The following is a 17,186-nucleotide window of genomic DNA, read 5'->3' as shown; positions in this document are numbered from 1 at the left end:
GTGGCTATTTATCTGACTCTCAAAGATTTTAAGAAAAATCGTAAAAAGCTTTGAACCGTCCTGAACCGCGCCGCGACTGAGAGACATGGCGATGCGAGAGCATTGCTCTTGAACCTCAGGAGTATTTCTTATGGCGATTGAGAACGTTACAGTTCCGGGCGGCGAAGGCAGCCTCAACGACATGGTCCACGGCACCGACGATGCCGATATCATCGACGCGCTGGAAGGCGATGACGTGGTGCGCGCCGGGGACGGCGACGACAAGGTCAACGGCGGCGACGGCGATGATCAGCTCTTTGGCGAAGAAGGCGACGACACCCTGATCGGCGATCGCGGTTCGGACGAGATGGACGGCGGTGCCGGCAACGACCGGATGATCTGGAACAACGGCGACGGCTCGGACCTGATGGAAGGCGGCGCCGATTACGACACCGCCGAGGTCAACGGGTCGGACAGCTTTGGCGACGTGTTCCGCATCGGCGCCGAGAGCAATCGCCGGGTCGAATTGGCCCGCGTCAACTTCGGCAACTTCGCCCTCGACATTGGTTCGACCGAAGTGCTGGAGGTCAACGGCGGCGGTGGCGATGACGTGATCAAAGGCAAGGCCGGTCTTGCGGATCTGATCAAGCTGAAGCTCGACGGCGGGGCCGGCGAAGATGCGATCAGCGGCGGCGACGGCGACGATTACATCCGTGGCGGGGACGACAACGACATTCTGAAGGGCGCTGCCGGGGACGATGTGCTGATCGGTGATCGGGGCAACGACGTCATGAAGGGCAATGGCGGCAACGACCGGATGATCTGGAACAACGGCGACGGATCGGACCTGATGGAGGGCGGCGCCGGTCACGACACCGCCGAGGTCAACGGGTCCGACAGCCTGGGCGACACCTTCCGGATCCGCGCCGGCGACACTGGCCGGGTCGATTTCGCCCGGACCAATTTCGGCAACTTCTCTCTCGACATCGGTTCGACCGAGGTGCTGGAGGTCAACGGCGGCGGCGGTGATGACGTGATCCAGGGCAAGACCGGTCTTGCCGGCCTGATCAAGCTGAAGCTCGACGGCGGGGCCGGTGAAGACAGGATCAGCGGCGGCGACGGCGACGATTACATCCGCGGCGGCGACGACGATGACACGCTGAGCGGCGGCGCCGGTGACGACGTGCTGGTGGGTGACCGTGGCAACGACGTCATGCGGGGCAACGGCGGCAACGACCGGATGATCTGGAACAACGGCGACGGGTCGGACATCATGGACGGCGGCGCCGGTTACGACACCGCCGAGGTCAACGGGTCCGACAGTTCCGGCGACGCGTTCCGCATCCGCGCGGGCGAGGACGGCCGGGTCGATTTCGCCCGGACCAACTTCGGCGAGTTCACGCTGGATATCGGGTCGACCGAGGTGCTGGAGGTCAACGGCGGCGGCGGCAACGACTTCATCCGCGGCGGCACCGGCCTGGTCGGGCTGATCAAGCTGAAGCTTGACGGCGGCGACGGGAACGACACGCTGATCGGTGGCGACGGCGACGATCGCCTGAACGGCGGCAGCGACGACGACGTGCTGATCGGCGGCGCCGGCGCGGATGTCTTCGTCTTCAACGGCGGCGACGACCTGATCGCGGACTTCGAACATGGCACCGACAAGGTCAAGCTTGGCGGCGGGCTGGCCCAGGGCGTCGACCTGGGCCAGAGCCTGGCGCAGGTGGGCGCGGACGTGGTCCTGACCATCGGCGACGAGACCCTGACCTTCGCGGACCAGACGCTGGCCGATTTCGGGGCAGGAGACTTCCTGCTCTGACCGGACATGCACAACGGTCGGGCGGTCCCGGGACAATCCACGGCACCCGGGGCCGAACGATCCCCGTCGGCATCCGTCCGACGGGGACGTTCTTGTCGCGCGGCCAGGTTCCGGCCTATGCAGGGCGCAACGGTGGCCGCACCAATAACGGGAGGACCCGGTGCAGGACGTGGAATTGATAAGACGCATCGGGCAGGGGGACCGCACCGCCATGAAGGCGTTCTACGAGCGGCATCAGGCCGGGCTGTTCCACTTCATCCGGGGCCGGCTTGGCGATGCCTTCGAGGCCGCCGATGTCATGCAGGAGGCGTTCCTGGAGGTCTGGAAGGCGGCGGAGCGGTTCCGGGGGCAGTCCTCGGCCAAGACATGGCTGTACGGGATCGCGCGGAACAAGGCGGTGGACAGGGTGCGGAAATCCGCGCGGGTCACCCTGCGCGACAGTCCGGACGACACGGTGGCCGATGACGGCCCCTCGGCCCAGGCGGTGCTGGAGGCCGCCAGCGACGCGGCCCGGGTGCGCCATTGCCTGGACAAGCTGCCCAAGGTGCAGCTGAGCGCGATCAGACTGACATTTTTTGACGATATGTCATACCCGGAGGCGGCCGAGGTCGAAGGCGTGCCGGTGGGCACGATCAAGACGCGGATCCACCATGCCAAGAAGCTTCTGATGCATTGCCTGACACGCGCAACGTCCGGCACGAAGTGATCCGGGCGGCGGTGTAAGCTGCCAGACGGGCCTGCAAGGGCCCGGCAAGCGGGCGGGGTCAGTTTGCCTGCACGTGCTCCACGATGCCGGGCACCGCGCCGAAGGCGGCCAGGGCCGCGTCGCGCGCCCCGGCGTCGTCGAAGCTGACCTGCCAGAGACCAAGCGCGCTTGGCCCATCGGTGATCCGGCCACCGGCCTCGGCCAGAAGCGCGCGGATCTCGGCCTCGGTCGCCTGCGGCGCGAAGGCCAGCGTCAGGCTGTGGGCCTCCGCCGGAGCCTCGCTGACGGTGCCATAGCCCGCCTGCGGGCCGCCCAGCATCGGCAGGGCCACGAACTGCCAGCCAAGCACGGCGGCCACGGCGGTCACCGCCGCCACCTGCCAGAGCGGCGTCCGGCGGGGCAGGGGCGCCCGCTGTGGCCCGGCCGCATCCATCGCCCGTTCCAGCCGCTTCCAGCCCAGCTCTCCCGGCGCCTCTCTCTCGGTGCCGTCGCGCAGCGCCGCCCGCATGCCGCGCATCAGCGCGATATCGGCGGCCAGGTCGGGATCCCCGGCGGCGGTTTCGATCTGCGCGGCCTCGGCCGCGGGAAGCCGGCCGGAGACATAGTCCAGCAGCCTGTCGTCATCGGGTCTGTCGTTGATGCTGGCCATGAGCGGGCCTCCTTTCACCGCGGCGGATCGCCCATCCCGATCGCGCTGCAAGTCTTTGTCGGATCAAAGGTGCCATCGGTTCAGATTTCAACCGGCCAGTTTGCGGATGGCGGTGCCGCGCGGCCTCAGCAGCCCGGCCCGGCCACCACCAGACCCGCGCCATAGACCGTGTCGCGCCCCGGCGGGCCGAGGTCCTGCGCGCTGTCCTGCAACCTCCGGCGGATCATGGCCGTGGGCGCCGTGTACAGCCCCGGATCGGCGGCAATGCGCGCGGTGACGAAGGGGACGGCCATCGAGGTGCCCGAGACGAAATGCCCGCCGCCTTCGTCGACGTAGATGTCGACGCCCGGCGCCGCAGCATCCACATGCGGGCCGCGCACCGCACGCCGGTAGATCCGGCGATCGGCATCCACGGCCGTGACCGCAATGACATTGGGCAGGGCCGCCGGGTAGCGCGGCGCCGCGCCGGCCCCGTCGTTGCCCACGGCGGCCACCAGCGTCATGCCCTCGGCCACCGCCCTGTCCACGCCCCGGTCCAAAAGCTTGTTGTAGGGCCCTGCGAGGCTGATGTTCACCAGCCGCACATCCTGCGCCGCCAGCCAGTCCAGCGCCTTGAGCAGGCTGTCCACGCCAGCCTCCTGCTGGCCCCGCGCCGAGGTGCCGATGACGTCCGCCGCATAAAGCGTGGCCCCCGTCAGGCGTCGCGGATCGACCAGCAAGGCGGCCACGTCCGTGCCGTGCCGCGACGGCGCCGGGGCGCCGCGGGCAAAGCTTTCGCCCAGGATCCGCGCCCCGGTGGCCTGGGCCAGCGCCGAGTCGACGCCGGTGTCGAGCATGCCGATCGGGCCGGCGGCGGGGCAGGCGGTCTCGGGCCAGTTCATCAGGGCAGAAGCATAGTCCAGCCGGTCCGTGCTACTGACCGCAGCCGTGCGGTAGGCGTGGTTGACTCCCGCCGTCGAACCGGGCTCGATCGTCTCCAGCGCGGCGATGGCGCCGGGCCCGTCCAGCGGCTGCGGGATCTCGAACCGCAGCATCCAGAGCCCGATGCCGCCCAGCCGCGTGACCTCGCGCGGGGTGAAACCCTCGGCTGCGGCCCCGGCGCCCAGCCGGTCGGCGGCGGCCTCCGAGGCCACCAGCGCCACGATCTCGCGGTCATCCACGACCATGCCGGCATCGGCGCGGATCTGGTCGGCCGGGGGTGGGTTCAGCTCGACGGTCTCGCAGCCGGTCAGAACCAGCGCCGCCAGCAGCCCCGCGACCCATGCGCGGCCCTTCCCCGTTCCGGGCCCGTCCGGCCCCGCCGATCCGCGCATCCTGCTCTCCTTTCATCCGAAGCGGCCCTGCGCCGGTCCCGGGCCAAATCCGTACTGGAATCGTCCTGTCCCGGCCCCCGGGCCGCGTCGCGCCAAGGGGTAGCACGGCAACCGGAGAAAGCTTACCCCCTTCCGGATCGCTGCCCAGGTAATGGGCGACTCCCGGCTTCGTATGATCGGAAAGGGCCTGAATGCCTCCTTTTCAGACTGCATTGCATAATAATTTCGCGCATGGGTTGTAAAATTTGAGCGAGACCTGACGGAAAGTACCGAAAAGGTTTGATCGCAAAGCGCGAGCCGGGGAGCCTGAAGACCAGCGTGGGCCCATCCATCGGGGCGGAGCACCGCGCACAACCGAAAAGAGACAACAGGGAGATCACCATGACGCTGACCAGGGACCTGGCCGCAGCCTTCACCGTATCGGCCATCGCCACCGCTCTGCCGGTGGCGGCAAGCGCCGAGAACGTGCTGCGCTGGACCAGCCAGGGCGACGCGCTGACGCTTGATCCGCATTCGCAGAACGAAGGCCCGACCAACTCGATGAATTCGTTGATCTACGAATCGCTGGTCACTAGAAACCCGGATCTCGAGCTGGAACCCGAGCTGGCCGAAAGCTGGGAGGCCGGGCCGGACGGCTGGACCTTCAAGCTGCGCGAGGGCGTGAAATTCCACGATGGCGCGGATTTCACCGCAGAGGATGTCGTGTTCTCGTTCGAACGCGCCATGGCCGAAAGCTCGGACTTCAAGGAACAGGCCAAGGCCGTGGCCTCGGTCGAGGTCATCGACGATTACACCGTGAAGCTGATCACCGACGGGCCCAACCCGATCCTTGCCAACCAGCTGACCGGCATCATGATCATGGACAAGGACTGGTCCGAGGCCAATGACGTCGCCGAGCCGCAGGATTATGCCGCCGACCAGGAAACCCACGCCGTGCGCAACGCCAACGGCACCGGGCCCTTCGTCGTCGAAAGCCGCGCGCCCGAAGAGCTGACCGTGCTGACCGCCAACCCCGAGTGGTGGGGCAAGGACGAGTTCCCCGGCAATCTCGACAAGATCGAGTACCGCCCGATCTCGAACGCCGCCACCCGCGTCGCGGCGCTGCTGTCGGGCGAGGTCGATTTTGTGCTGGACCCGCCGCTGCAGGATCTCGAACGGATCAAGGCGACCGAAGGGCTGGAGGTGAAGACCGCCGCGCAGATCCGGTCGATCTTCTTCGGCTTCGACGTGGCCTCGGACGATCTGCGGACCGCCAGCGTCGAGGGCAACCCGTTCCAGGATCCCAAGGTGCGCGAGGCGATGAACCTGGCCATCGACAAGGACGCGATCCAGCGCGTGGTGATGGAGGGGCTGTCCTATCCGACCGCGATGATCACGCCGCCGGGCGTTCTGGGCAACACGCCGGAGCTTGACGAGCAGTTCGGCTTTGACCTGGAAAAGGCGCAGGCCCTGATGGAAGAGGCGGGGTATGGCGACGGCTTCTCGGTGCAGCTGGATTGCCCGAACAACCGCTACAACAACGACGAGAAGATCTGCCAGGCCGCCGTTGCGATGCTGGCCAAGATCGGCGTCGACGTAAAGCTGGACGCGATCCCGAAGGCGCAGCATTTCCCGAAGATCCAGAACCGGACCACGGATTTCTACATGCTGGGCTGGGGCGTGCCGACGCTCGACAGCCATTACGTCTTTGCCTACCTGCTGGAGAAGGACGGCTCGTGGAATGCCGGCGGCTATGACAACGCCCGCGTCAACGAGATCACGCAGCTGATCACCACCGAGACCGATCTTGAAAAGCGCACCGCGCTGATCGACGAGGCCTGGAAGATCGTGCAGGAGGAAAAGCCTTACCTGCCGATCCACCACCAGGTGATCGCCTGGGCGATGTCGGACGATTTCGAGATCCCGATCGCCTCGGATGACAGTCTGCGTCCGCGCTACGTCGTCAAGAAGTAAAGCCCTTCGCGGGACGGCCCCGGCGCCGTCCCGCACCCAGGCAGGCGCGGGCGGACTACATGTTTCTCTTCATTCTCAAGCGGCTGGGACAGTCGCTTCTGGTCATGGCCGTTGTCTCGGCCATTTCCTTTTCGCTTTTCAACTTCGTGGGCGATCCGGTCAGCAACATGGTCGGCCAGGATGCCACCCGCGAACAGCGGGTCGAGATCCGCGAGAAGCTGGGCCTGAACGATCCGATCCTGACGCAATACGTCCGCTTCATGGGCAACGCGGTGCGCGGTGATTTCGGGCTCTCCTACCGGATCCGGCGGCCTGTCGATCAACTGATCCTCGAACGCCTGCCTGCCACGATCGAGCTGGTCTTCGTCTCGGCCGTCATCGCCCTGGTCTTCGGGATCGGGCTTGGGGTCTACACGGGGATCCGGCGCAACACGGTGCTGTCACGGGCGATCCTGTCGATCTCGCTGATCGGGGTCAGCCTGCCGACCTTCATCATCGGTATCTCGCTGATCTACCTCTTTGCGGTGCAGCTGCGCCTGCTGCCCTCCTCGGGGCGCAGCGGGACGGTGGACCTGGGCTGGTGGACGACCTCTTTGCTGACGGTGGACGGCTGGCGGTCGATCATCCTGCCGGCGATCACGCTCTCGCTGTTCCAGCTGACGCTGATCCTGCGGCTGGTCCGGGCCGAGATGCTGGAGGTGATGCGCACCGATTACGTCAAGTTTGCCCGCGCGCGCGGCCTGTCGGATCGATCCATCCACTTCGTCCATGCGTTGCGCAACACGCTGGTGCCGGTGATCACGGTCATCGGGCTGAACATCGGCGGGCTGATCGCCTTTTCGGTGATCACCGAGACGGTGTTTCAATGGCCCGGCACGGGGCTGATGTTCATCCAGGCGGTGGATTTCGTCGATGTGCCGATCATGGCCGCCTATCTGTGTTTCGTCGCGCTGCTTTTCGTCCTGATCAACCTGATCGTCGACATCCTCTATTTCGTCGTCGATCCCCGCATCCGGCTGGGAGGCTGACATGGCCGACATATCCGAAACCAGACCGCCGGAGCGCCCCACGCGCTGGCAGAGGATGACCGACAACGACATCTTCTGGTCCTTCATCCATTCCCCGGGCGCGATGATCGCGGCGGCGGTGACGCTGCTGTGCATCCTCGCCTGTTTCGCCGCGCCCCTGATCGCGCCCTTCAACCCGTTCGATCCCGCGCAGATCTCGCTCTGGGATGGCAAGCTTCCCCCCGCCTGGGCCGAGGGCGGGCAGCCGCAATACTGGCTGGGCACCGACAACCAGGGCCGCGACATGCTGTCGACCATCCTGTATGGCGGTCGGCTGTCGATCATGGTGGGGCTGGCCGCGGTCTGCCTTGGCATGGTGCTGGGCGTCGGGCTTGGCGTGATCTCGGGCTATGTGGGCGGGGCCACGGATGCGATCATCATGCGCATCGCGGATGTGCAGCTGACCATTCCGGGCATCCTGCTGGCGATTCTGATCAACGGCATCGGCCGGGCGATCCTGCCGCTGGAGCTGCGCGAGGATTTCGCGATCTACGTGGTGATCATCGCCATCGGCCTGACCGACTGGCCGCAATTCGCCCGGGTCGCGCGCGGCGCCACGCTGGTGGAGGCCAACAAGGAATATGTCCAGGCCGCCCGCGTCATCGGCTTGCCCGGCTGGCTGATCATGCTGCGCCACATCTTCCCCAACACGCTGCGCCCCGTTCTCGTGATCGCCACCATCGGCCTTGCGCTTGCCATCATCGCCGAGGCCACGCTGAGCTTTCTGGGTCAGGGCATTCCGCCGACCACGCCGTCGCTGGGCACGCTGATCCGGGTGGGCAACGAATATCTCTTCTCGGGCCTGTGGTGGATCACCTTCTTCCCGGCGCTGACGCTTGTCGTGCTGGTCTTCTCCGTCAACCTTCTGGGCGACTGGATGCGCGACGCCCTCAACCCGAAGCTGCGATGACCGACCTTCTGAAGATCACCGACCTCGACGTCGAATTTCCCACCCGCCGCGGCACCGTTCTGGCGGCGCGGCATGTCTCGCTGAGCGTGGCGCCCGGCGAGGTGCTGGGGCTGGTGGGCGAAAGCGGCGCGGGCAAGTCGACCATCGGCAATGCCATCATCGACCTGCTGGAACGCCCCGGCCGCGTGGCGGGGGGCGAGATCCTGTTCGAGGGGCGCGACCTGCGTCAGCTGGACAAGGAGGAGATGCGCAAGGTGCGCGGTGCGAAGATCGGGATGATCTTCCAGGATCCCCAGACCTCGCTGAACCCGCTGCTGACCGTCGGCGCACAGCTTGTCGAGACGATCCAGAAGGCGACCGACCACAAGGGGGCGGCGGCCGTGGACCATGCCATCAGCCTGCTTGAGGCGGTGGGCATCACCGAGGCGCGGGCGCGTCTGAAATCCTATCCGCATCAGTTCTCCGGCGGCATGCGCCAGCGCGTGGTGATCGCCCTGGCACTGGCCGGCGATCCGGACCTTGTGATCGCGGACGAGCCGACCACCGCGCTTGACGTCTCGATCCAGGCGCAGATCCTCGACCTGCTGAAAAAGCTCTGCCGCGAGCGGGACCTGGGCGTCATCATCGTTACCCATGACATCGGCGTCATTGCCAATATCGCCGACCGCGTGGCGGTGATGTTCCGCGGCGAGGTGGTGGAGACCGGGCAGGTCGCCCAGGTGCTGGGCGCGCCTCGGCACGAGTATACCAAGAGCCTGATCGCCGCCGTGCCACGCGCTGACATCCGTCTGGATCGCTTCACCTCGGTCGATTACATTGAGGGCGGCGCGTCGGAGGCCACGCGGATCGACATCCGCCATCACTGGCTGGGGCAGGGGCGCCGCGCCGATCCGTCCGACGACGCGATGATCGAGATCGACGGGCTGAACCTGTCCTTCACCCTGCAGGGCGCGCTGCTGAAGCGGAACCGCAAGATGGTGCATGCGGTGGATGACGTGAGCCTCACGGTCAAACGCGGCGAGGTGCTGGGGCTGGTGGGCGAAAGCGGCTCGGGCAAGTCCACGGTCGCGCGGCTGATCGCGGGGCTTTACACCGCCGATGCGGGGACGATCCGGGTCGCGGGGCAGGATGTGACATCGAAGCCCAATACGCCCGAGGCAAAGCGCGCCCGGCGCATGGTGCAGATGATCTTCCAGGATCCCTATTCCTCGCTCAACGCGCGGATGTCGGTGCGCGATATCGTGGCCGAGCCGATCCGCTTCTACCGCACCACCGGATCCGAAGCCGAGACGCGCAGGATCGTGGGCGACCTGCTGGATCACGTCGGGCTGGGGGCGAAGGCCGCCGAGCGCTATCCGCACGAGTTTTCCGGCGGGCAGCGGCAGCGGATCTCGATCGCCCGGGCGCTGGCCTCACGGCCCGAGATCCTGATCTGCGACGAGCCGACCTCGGCGCTGGATGTGTCGGTTCAGGCGACGATCCTGAACCTGCTGAAGGACCTGCAGGAAGAGCTGGGCCTGACCATGCTGTTCATCACCCACGACCTGCCGGTGATCCGCCAGATGGCCGACCGGATCGCGGTGATGCGCCATGGCGCGATCTGCGAGGTGGCGGAGGTCGATCAGCTTTTCGCCGCCCCGCAGCATCCCTATTCGCGCCACCTGCTGGACCTGATGCCCCGGATGGAGATGCTGACGGCGGTCCCGGCCTGAGCCGGGACCCGGCCTGTCGGGGCGGGGCCAGCCGGCCCTCAGCCCACCGGCGCGCCGTCCGTCAGGCGGCCCGAATTTCTGATCCTGTCGCGCATCTTTTCCTCTTCGGCGCTGGCCACCGGGACCGCGCCGATCAGCTGGCGGGTGAATTCGGCCTGAGGCGCGCTGAAGATCTCGTCCGCCGTGCCGGTCTCGACCCGCTTGCCCTCGGCAAAGACGCTGATCCGGTCAGCCAGCGCGCGGACCACGGCCAGGTCATGGGTGATGAAGACATAGGTCAGCCCCCGGTCGCGCCGCAGCCTGTCCAAAAGCTTCAGCACCCGGGCCTGCACCAGAACGTCGAGCGCGGATGTCGGTTCGTCCAGCACGATCAGGTCCGGCTCGGCCGCCAGCGCGCGTGCGATGGCCACACGCTGCCGCTGCCCGCCGGACAGCGAGGCGGGCGTGCGGCGGGCCATTTCGGGCTCCAGCCCCACCTCGACCAGCAGCTCCTCGACCTTGCGGGTGCGCTCTGCCGCCGCGCCCAGCCCGTGCACATCCATCGGCAGCCGGATCGACTTGCCGATCCGCCGCCGCCCGTTCAGCGACGACAGCGGGTTCTGCTGCACCAGCTGGATCCGCCGCTTCATCGCACGCGGGCGGTCCTGGTGCAGCGGCTTGCCGTCGAAATGCAGCTCGCCATAGGTCGAATGGTGAATGCCGAGGATGATGTTGGCCAGCGTCGACTTGCCCGAGCCGCTTTCGCCGACGACCGCGTGGCATTCGCCGCGCCGAACGTCGAAATCCACGTCGTCCAGCGCCTTCACCTGGTGATCGCCGGTCTGGAAGATCTTGCTCAGCCGCGTGGTGCGAAGAAGGACGTCGCTCATGCGCTTACCTCATGCGGTTCGCCGCAGCCCGGATGCACGATCAGCGGATCGCGGAAGGCGTCGGAATGTTCGGGAAGATCAGGCAGCCCGCCGCCGATCAGCTTGGGCGCGGCAGACAGCAGCGCGCGCGTGTAGGGATGGCGCGGATTGGCAAACAGCTGGTCGGTGCGCCCGTGTTCGACGATATTGCCCCGGTAGATCACATAGACCCGGTCGGCGAATTCGCGCACGACAGAGAGGTTGTGCGAGATGAAGAGCACGGAGGTGCCCTTTTCCGTCACCAGATCGTCCATCAGCCGCAGGGTCTGCGCCTGCACCGTCACGTCGAGCGCGGTGCCCGGCTCATCCGCCAGCAGCAGCTCGGGCTCATTGGCCAGCGCCATGGCGATCATGACCCGCTGGTTCATGCCGCCCGACAGCTGGAACGGATAGCTGTCCAGCGCGCGGGCGGGATCGGGGATATGCACCTCGGCCAGCGCCTTGAGCGCGCGGTCGCGGGCCTCGGCCGCGGTGACCTTGCGCCCGCCGGATCGCAGCACCTCGGTAAAGATCTCGCCGATGCGGAACACCGGGTTCAGGGCCGAGGTCGGATCCTGGAAGATCATCGTCACGCGGTGGCCACGCTCGGGGGCCATGGCCTCGGGGTGGCGGATCAGGTCATGGCCCACAACCTCGATTTCACCGGAGGTCAGCGTGCCACGTTCCTGCTGTAGTCGGCCCAGGGCCAGCTGCGCGGTGACGGATTTGCCCGAGCCGCTTTCGCCCACCAGCGCGACCTTTTCGCCGGCGTTGACGTGCATCGAGATGCCGTGGAGGACCTGCGCGGTCTGGCGCCCCTTGCGGAAGCCCAGCGTCAGGTCGCGGATTTTCAGAACGGATGTCATCGCTTACACCTCCGCGTCAAAGGCTTCGCGCAGCCCGTCGCCCAGCAGGTTGAAGCCGAGGACAAGCACCATAATGGCGAGCGCGGGGAAGATCGACAGCCACCAGGCGTCGGGCATGTACTTGGCCCCATCGGCCACCATCGACCCGAGGTCCGGCGTGGGCGGTTGCACCCCCAGCCCGAGGAACGACAGCGACGACACCATCAGCACGACAAAGCCGATATCCAGCGTCAGCTTGGTCAGCACGGCGGGCGCACAGTTCGGCAGGATCTCGCGGAACATCACGTGCGGGGAGGACGCGCCGATCACCTCGGCCGCCAGCACGTAGCCTTCACGCGCCTCGGAGCGGACGACGTTGTAGACCAGCCGCGTGTACCAGGGCCACCACATGACGGTGACGGCCAGCATGGCGTTGGTCAGCGTGGCGGGCAGAAAGCCCATGATCGCCATGGCCAGCACCAGCGGCGGGATCGCCAGGAAGATGTCGGTCAGCCGCATCAGCACGAATTCGACCCAGCCGCCGAGATAGCCGGCGAGAAGGCCCAGGATCACGCCCACGGGCATCGAGATCGACAGGACCAGCACCGCCATCAGCAGCGACAGGCGGAAGCCGTAGATGATCCGGGTCAGCAGGTCGCGCCCGATCGTGTCGGTGCCGAACCAATGCGCCGCCGAGGGCGCCTGGTTGATCGCGGTGAAATCGCCGATCGGGCCGACATGCTCGGGGTAGGGGGTGATGACATCGGCAAACAGCGCCAGCGCGATGCAGAACACCACGAGGATCAGGCCGAGGATCGAGATCGGGTTGGACCGGAATTCGGTCCAGGCGACGGAGGAGGATTTCGCACTCATGCTTTCGCCTTTCTTTCGGCCAGGCGGATGCGCGGATTGATGATGGAGACGATGAGATCCACGACCAGGTTGGTGATCAGGAACATCGCCGCGATGACGAGGACCACGCCGACGATGGCATCGAGATCCTTGCGCATGATCACCTCGACGCCATAGCGCGACAGGCCCGGCCAGACGAAGACGCGTTCGACAAGGAAGGCGTTCGCCAGCATGGTGGCGAAGTCGAGCCCGAGGATCGTCAGCGTCGGGATCAGCGAGGGCCAGAAGGCGAACCGGCGCGAGATGCGATCCTCGCGGAACCCGTAGGCGCGCGACATGCCGATGAAGGGGCGGCGGTAGGTCTCGATCATCGACGAGCGCGTCAGCCGCGCGGTCTGCCCGATGCCCGAAAGCGCCAGCGCCGTGGCCGGCAGGATCAGGTGATAGACCGCGTTGAAGAAGGTCGAGATCTGTCCGTTCAGCAGCGCGTCGATCGTGTAGAAGCCGGTGATCAGGGGCGGGGCGTCGATGCCGTTCGACAGCCGGCCCTCCAGCGGGAAGATCGGCCAGATATAGGCGAAGGTCAGCTGCAGGATCACACCCCAGACGAAGGCCGGCGTGCAGACCGCGATGACCGACAGCAGGCGGGCGACGTGATCGGGCCAACGCCTCTGAAACCGGGCGGCAAGCCGGCCGAGCGGCAGGCCCAGCAGGATCATCATCGCGCCGGCGTAAAGCACCAGCTCGAGCGTGGCGGGGAAATAGGTGGCGACGTCCTGCGCCACGGGCCGCTTGGTGTAAAGCGAGGTGCCGAGATCGCCGTGCAGCAGGTCGCGGATGAACCAGCCGTATTGCACGACGATCGGGTCATTGAGGTGCCGCGCCTCGCGCAGGGCGTCGATCTGCGCCTGGCTGGCATTGGGGCCAAGCGCGATGCGGGCGGGGTCGCCCGGCACGATTCGGGCGATGAAGAAGATCAGGATCGACACGCCGATCAGCACCAGGACCGATATGGCGAGCCGTTGCAGAAGCAGGCGGAGAACGGGGGACATGGGTGTCAGAGCTCCCTTCCGGCGGCAGTGTCCCTGCCGCAGACCGTCGCAGCGAGCCCGCTTGTCGGGGCGGCAGAGCCGCCCCCGTGGGCCGCAGGGGCATGTGTCGCAACCGGGGCAAGCCGCGGATCTTGCATGTCGTTCTCCTGGTAATCGGGGGCCCCGGGATCAGGCCCGGGGCCGGTATCAAAGTCAGTCGGTGACGCGGATGTCCTTGAACAGCATCGAGAAACCGGAAGTCGGATAGAGTTTGCCCTCTTCCTCCAGGTTCGGGACCTCGATGCCGTTGCGGATGCCGTAGACGCCGGTGAACTCGTAGGCGTAGATCGCCGGGGCCAGATCGCGCAGGCGCGCGTTCAGGTCGCGGTAGATCTGCGCCCGGGTCTCCGGATCGGTCTCGGTCCGGCCCGCTTCGAGATAGCCGTCGACCTCGTCATCTGCGAGGTAGGAGGCCGACATCCAGGTGTGCGGCACGGTCGAGCTGTACATGTTGTAGACCAGCGAATCCGGATCCGGGGTGCGGGCCGAAACGGCGATCTCGATCGCATGCGGCGCGGTGTCCGGCTCTGTCACCTGCTGGGTGATCAGCGCCCAGGGGGTTCGGGTCACCTTCACGTCCATGCCCAGCTGGGTGAATGTCGCCTGCATCAGCAGCGCAAGGCGCTCGCGCGCCGGCACCTCGGCGATCCAGGCGATATCCAGCGGGTAGTCCTTCGGATCGTACTGGCAGGCCGCCAGCTCTTCCCTGGCCTTCTCCATGTCCTGGCTGGGCATCGGGCGGTCCAGATCGGCGCCATACAAGCCCTTCGGCAGCGCCCCGTTCATCGGGATGCCCTGCGCCATGTCGTCGGTGACCGCCAGCAGCTGCAGCGTGGTGGCGTAGTCGTAGGCAGAGGTCAGCGCCAGCCGGCAATGCACGTCGTCGAGCGGCGGGCGTTGGGTGTTGAGCATGATGTACTCGCCCGTCCCGCCCGGCTCGGCGGCCAGGTGCACGGTGCCATCGGCGGCCATCGCCTTCAGCACTTCCGGCGGCAGCCAGAGCGACGAGATGTCATGCTCGCCCCGTCCCATCAGCGCGCGCACGGTCGAGGCTTCCAGCGAATAGCGGTAGGTCACCTCGTCGGGGGCCAGCGGGTCCATCGCCGCGCCGTTGTAATTCGGGTTCGGCACCATGACGGTTTCGACCTGCGGGTCATGCGCCTGGGTCATGTAGGCGCCCGAACCGGCCGAGGCCGACGACAGCCAGGCCGAGGCATAATCCCCGAATTCGCCGAATTCGCCCTCGCCCTGGTTTTCCATCGCCAGTTTGCTGTCGACCACAGACAGCTGCACGAGCGCGGCCAGGAAGGGCGCGAAGGCCTCGGTCAGGGTGAAGGCGACGGTGCTGTCATCCACCGCCTCGATGCTGTCGACCCGGCCTTCGAAAAGCGACGACGGCCCCTGGCCAAGCGCCATCAGGCGGTTGAAGGAATAGATCACGTCATCGGCCGTCACCCGATTGCCCGAGGCGAAGGTGGCGCCGTCGCGGATCGTGAAGGTGTAGGTCAGCCCGTCGATCGTCCAGTCGCTGGCCAGCCACGGCTGCACACCGGCGGCCCCCTGTTTCGGGTAGACCAGCGCCTCGTAAAGGTTCACGCCCAGCACGGTATCGGCATAATCCGCGCCCTTGGCGGGGTCGATCTCGCCCACGGCGGCCTCGTCCAGGCGCAGGGGCCTCTCCTGGGCAAGGAGAGGGGCGGCAAGCGGGGCCGCGAGGAGCATCGCGGTGGAGCAGGCAAGGAGGCCCAGCCTCGTCATGGTCTTCATCTGTTCAAGTCCTCTGTTGGTCTGTAAGTGGTTGGTCTGGCTCTTTTTCATTGGGGGCAGGGCTGCCCCATCCTCCGCCATTCGCCGTTTCGATCAGCAATGCGTCGCCCGCGTCCAGCGTGACACCCGACGCGAAGGAGAAGTCCTGCGTGGCGCCGCCGGGACGGTGCACCGAGATCCGGTTCAGCCCGCCGTCCGCGCCGCCGTTGGCGCCCCAGACGGGCACGCGGACGTGGCTGTAGCCGGCCGACAGCGTTGCCGGTCCGCGCGGGCGATAGCAGGTCGACATGCCGCGCCCGCCCCTGTGCAGACCTTGGCCCGCGTCGCTGTCGGACAGGCGTCGCCAGCCGACGTCGATGCCATAGCGGGCCTCGCAGATTTCGACGGGGCAGTTGAACGTGTCGCCGTGGTTGGTCGAATACATCGCGTCGAGCCCGTCGCGCGTCGCGGTGGCGCCCCAGCCGCCCATCTGCGGCTCCACCATCGTGTAGCGCCGCCCGGTGTCGGGATGCACACCCGCGATCACCGTCCCGCAGATCGAGGCGAAATGACCGGCGGGCAGCCGCTCGGGCATGACTTCGGCCATGGTGTGCCACAGCATGTCCGCCAGACGGATGCGGGTTTCCGAGTAATATCCATGCGGGGCGGGGGAGGTGGCCTCGAAGATCGTGCCCGGCCGGGTGATCACCTGCAGCGGTCGGAAGGACCCGGCGTTGGCATAAAGCTCGGGATCCGTCAGCACCTTGAAGATCAGCTGGCAGGCGATCAGCGCCCCATCGCGCGAGGTGTTGAACGGCCCCGGCTTCTGCGCGGGCGCATCGCGCAGGTCGATGACGAAGGCGTCGTCGGTGATCTCGATGACCGCGTGCCAGGTCTCGCCCTCGTCCTGCGCCTGCGCCACCGGAAAGCGGCCCTTGGGCAGGCTGGCCAGCCCGGACCGCGCCCGGGCCTCGCCCTCGGCGAAGGCGGCGGCGATGGCGGCGCGGAAGGTGTCGGTGCCGTGGGTCGCGGCCATCTCGGCAATCGGTTTCGCCGCCCGTCGCCCGGCCGAGATCTGCGCCCAGAGATCGCCCATGCAGAAATCCGGCAGCCGGGAATTGGCGGCGATGATGTCGAAGACCGCGTCGATCTTGCGGCCCGCATCGAACAGCCGGATGCAGGGCAGGCGCAGCCCTTCCTGAAAGATCTCGACCGCGTCCGCCGGCATCGATCCGGGCGTCATCCCGCCCACGTCGTTCCAATGCGCGATCGACGCCGTCCAGGCCAGAAGCTCGCCCCGGACAAAGACCGGCTGTGCCACGACCACGTCGTTCAGATGGGTCACGCCGCCCCAGTAGGGATCGTTGGTGACGAAGACATCGCCGTCTCTCACAGTGTCCCCGTGCAGCGCCACGATCCGCTTGACCGCCTTGTCGAGCACACCGACGAAGCCCGGGATGCCCGCGCCCGAGGACACGATCTCTCCGTCCGCATCCGTGATGCCGGTGCCGACGTCGAGCACCTCGTAGATGATCGGGCTCATCGCGGTCTTCTTCAGCACGGCGAACATCTCGTCCGCCGCCGCCGTCAGGCCGGCCTGGATGACCGCGCGGGTAAAGGGATCGTCTGTCATGGTCAGGCCTCCGTTCCGGCCAGG

Annotated in this window: 14 protein-coding genes; 6 read left to right on the top strand and 8 right to left on the bottom strand. The window is 66.9% G+C overall.

Features of this window, described 5'->3' with window-relative positions:
• Nucleotides 1-130: 130 nt before the first annotated feature.
• Together ATO3_RS28965 and ATO3_RS03480 are read left to right on the top strand one after the other, a co-directional pair.
• The gene (locus ATO3_RS28965; RefSeq protein ID WP_088648387.1) at nucleotides 131-1,798 is read left to right on the top strand and encodes a calcium-binding protein; all 1,668 of its coding nucleotides are present in this window, start codon (nucleotides 131-133) and stop codon (nucleotides 1,796-1,798) included.
• Nucleotides 1,799-1,967: 169 nt separating this feature from the next.
• Nucleotides 1,968-2,504: an RNA polymerase sigma factor gene (locus ATO3_RS03480; RefSeq protein ID WP_143747212.1), complete on the top strand. Its 537-nt coding sequence runs from the start codon at nucleotides 1,968-1,970 to the stop codon at nucleotides 2,502-2,504.
• A gap of 58 nt (nucleotides 2,505-2,562) precedes the next feature.
• Here the strand turns inward: ATO3_RS03480 and ATO3_RS03475 are convergent, their stop codons facing one another.
• Together ATO3_RS03475 and ATO3_RS03470 are read right to left on the bottom strand one after the other, a co-directional pair.
• Nucleotides 2,563-3,153: a hypothetical protein gene (locus ATO3_RS03475; RefSeq protein ID WP_088648385.1), complete on the bottom strand. Its 591-nt coding sequence runs from the start codon at nucleotides 3,151-3,153 to the stop codon at nucleotides 2,563-2,565.
• A gap of 125 nt (nucleotides 3,154-3,278) precedes the next feature.
• Nucleotides 3,279-4,466 (bottom strand): S8 family serine peptidase, encoded by a 1,188-nt coding sequence (locus ATO3_RS03470; protein ID WP_233152013.1) that lies wholly within the window; start codon nucleotides 4,464-4,466, stop codon nucleotides 3,279-3,281.
• A gap of 381 nt (nucleotides 4,467-4,847) precedes the next feature.
• Between ATO3_RS03470 and ATO3_RS03465 the strand changes: the two genes are divergently transcribed.
• From ATO3_RS03465 to ATO3_RS03450, 4 genes are read left to right on the top strand one after another with little or no spacing between them, the layout of a single operon-like run.
• Nucleotides 4,848-6,419: an ABC transporter substrate-binding protein gene (locus ATO3_RS03465; RefSeq protein ID WP_088648384.1), complete on the top strand. Its 1,572-nt coding sequence runs from the start codon at nucleotides 4,848-4,850 to the stop codon at nucleotides 6,417-6,419.
• A 59-nt stretch (nucleotides 6,420-6,478) separates the two neighbouring features.
• Nucleotides 6,479-7,447, top strand: a complete 969-nt coding sequence (locus tag ATO3_RS03460) for an ABC transporter permease (protein WP_088648383.1) — start codon at nucleotides 6,479-6,481, stop codon at nucleotides 7,445-7,447.
• Nucleotide 7,448: 1 nt separating this feature from the next.
• The gene (locus ATO3_RS03455) at nucleotides 7,449-8,396 is read left to right on the top strand and encodes an ABC transporter permease (RefSeq protein WP_088648382.1); all 948 of its coding nucleotides are present in this window, start codon (nucleotides 7,449-7,451) and stop codon (nucleotides 8,394-8,396) included.
• Nucleotides 8,393-10,108: a dipeptide ABC transporter ATP-binding protein gene (locus tag ATO3_RS03450; RefSeq protein ID WP_088648381.1), complete on the top strand. Its 1,716-nt coding sequence runs from the start codon at nucleotides 8,393-8,395 to the stop codon at nucleotides 10,106-10,108. The genes ATO3_RS03455 and ATO3_RS03450 overlap by 4 nt, the downstream gene beginning before the upstream one ends.
• Before the next feature lie 38 nt (nucleotides 10,109-10,146).
• Here the strand turns inward: ATO3_RS03450 and ATO3_RS03445 are convergent, their stop codons facing one another.
• From ATO3_RS03445 to ATO3_RS03420, 6 genes are all read right to left on the bottom strand, one after another.
• Nucleotides 10,147-10,977 carry an ABC transporter ATP-binding protein gene (locus ATO3_RS03445; protein ID WP_088648380.1) on the bottom strand — a complete coding sequence of 277 codons (831 nt, stop codon included), beginning with the start codon at nucleotides 10,975-10,977 and terminating at the stop codon, nucleotides 10,147-10,149.
• Nucleotides 10,974-11,861, bottom strand: coding sequence for an ABC transporter ATP-binding protein (locus tag ATO3_RS03440; RefSeq protein ID WP_088648379.1), 888 nt, complete (start codon nucleotides 11,859-11,861; stop codon nucleotides 10,974-10,976). Before ATO3_RS03440 ends, ATO3_RS03445 begins: the two co-directional genes overlap by 4 nt.
• 3 nt (nucleotides 11,862-11,864) lie before the next feature.
• The gene (locus ATO3_RS03435) at nucleotides 11,865-12,713 is read right to left on the bottom strand and encodes an ABC transporter permease (RefSeq protein ID WP_088648378.1); all 849 of its coding nucleotides are present in this window, start codon (nucleotides 12,711-12,713) and stop codon (nucleotides 11,865-11,867) included.
• A complete protein-coding gene (locus tag ATO3_RS03430; protein ID WP_088648377.1) occupies nucleotides 12,710-13,744 on the bottom strand; it encodes an ABC transporter permease in 1,035 nt (344 codons plus the stop codon). The genes ATO3_RS03435 and ATO3_RS03430 overlap by 4 nt, the downstream gene beginning before the upstream one ends.
• A gap of 192 nt (nucleotides 13,745-13,936) precedes the next feature.
• Nucleotides 13,937-15,550, bottom strand: a complete 1,614-nt coding sequence (locus ATO3_RS03425; protein WP_158217896.1) for an ABC transporter substrate-binding protein — start codon at nucleotides 15,548-15,550, stop codon at nucleotides 13,937-13,939.
• A 4-nt stretch (nucleotides 15,551-15,554) separates the two neighbouring features.
• The gene (locus ATO3_RS03420; RefSeq protein WP_088648713.1) at nucleotides 15,555-17,162 is read right to left on the bottom strand and encodes a hydantoinase B/oxoprolinase family protein; all 1,608 of its coding nucleotides are present in this window, start codon (nucleotides 17,160-17,162) and stop codon (nucleotides 15,555-15,557) included.
• Between the last annotated feature and the right edge of the window lie 24 nt (nucleotides 17,163-17,186).

Origin of the sequence: Marinibacterium profundimaris, from assembly GCF_002210095.1 — a bacterium.
GTDB classification, from domain to species: domain Bacteria; phylum Pseudomonadota; class Alphaproteobacteria; order Rhodobacterales; family Rhodobacteraceae; genus Marinibacterium; species Marinibacterium profundimaris.
This window is presented reverse-complemented; position numbering and strand designations above follow the sequence as displayed.

Bases quoted from the DNA above. Each gene is read 5' to 3' on its own strand.
- ATO3_RS03460 (WP_088648383.1), top strand. From the start codon at position 6,479: ATGTTTCTCTTCATTCTCAAGCGGCTGGGACAGTCGCTTCTGGTCATG.
- ATO3_RS03465 (WP_088648384.1), top strand. From the start codon at position 4,848: ATGACGCTGACCAGGGACCTGGCCGCAGCCTTCACCGTATCGGCCATC.
- ATO3_RS03425 (WP_158217896.1), bottom strand. From the start codon at position 15,550: ATGAAGACCATGACGAGGCTGGGCCTCCTTGCCTGCTCCACCGCGATG.
- ATO3_RS03455 (WP_088648382.1), top strand. From the start codon at position 7,449: ATGGCCGACATATCCGAAACCAGACCGCCGGAGCGCCCCACGCGCTGG.
- ATO3_RS03440 (WP_088648379.1), bottom strand. From the start codon at position 11,861: ATGACATCCGTTCTGAAAATCCGCGACCTGACGCTGGGCTTCCGCAAG.
- ATO3_RS03445 (WP_088648380.1), bottom strand. From the start codon at position 10,977: ATGAGCGACGTCCTTCTTCGCACCACGCGGCTGAGCAAGATCTTCCAG.
- ATO3_RS03420 (WP_088648713.1), bottom strand. From the start codon at position 17,162: ATGACAGACGATCCCTTTACCCGCGCGGTCATCCAGGCCGGCCTGACG.
- ATO3_RS03430 (WP_088648377.1), bottom strand. From the start codon at position 13,744: ATGTCCCCCGTTCTCCGCCTGCTTCTGCAACGGCTCGCCATATCGGTC.
- ATO3_RS28965 (WP_088648387.1), top strand. From the start codon at position 131: ATGGCGATTGAGAACGTTACAGTTCCGGGCGGCGAAGGCAGCCTCAAC.
- ATO3_RS03470 (WP_233152013.1), bottom strand. From the start codon at position 4,466: ATGCGCGGATCGGCGGGGCCGGACGGGCCCGGAACGGGGAAGGGCCGC.
- ATO3_RS03435 (WP_088648378.1), bottom strand. From the start codon at position 12,713: ATGAGTGCGAAATCCTCCTCCGTCGCCTGGACCGAATTCCGGTCCAAC.
- ATO3_RS03450 (WP_088648381.1), top strand. From the start codon at position 8,393: ATGACCGACCTTCTGAAGATCACCGACCTCGACGTCGAATTTCCCACC.
- ATO3_RS03475 (WP_088648385.1), bottom strand. From the start codon at position 3,153: ATGGCCAGCATCAACGACAGACCCGATGACGACAGGCTGCTGGACTAT.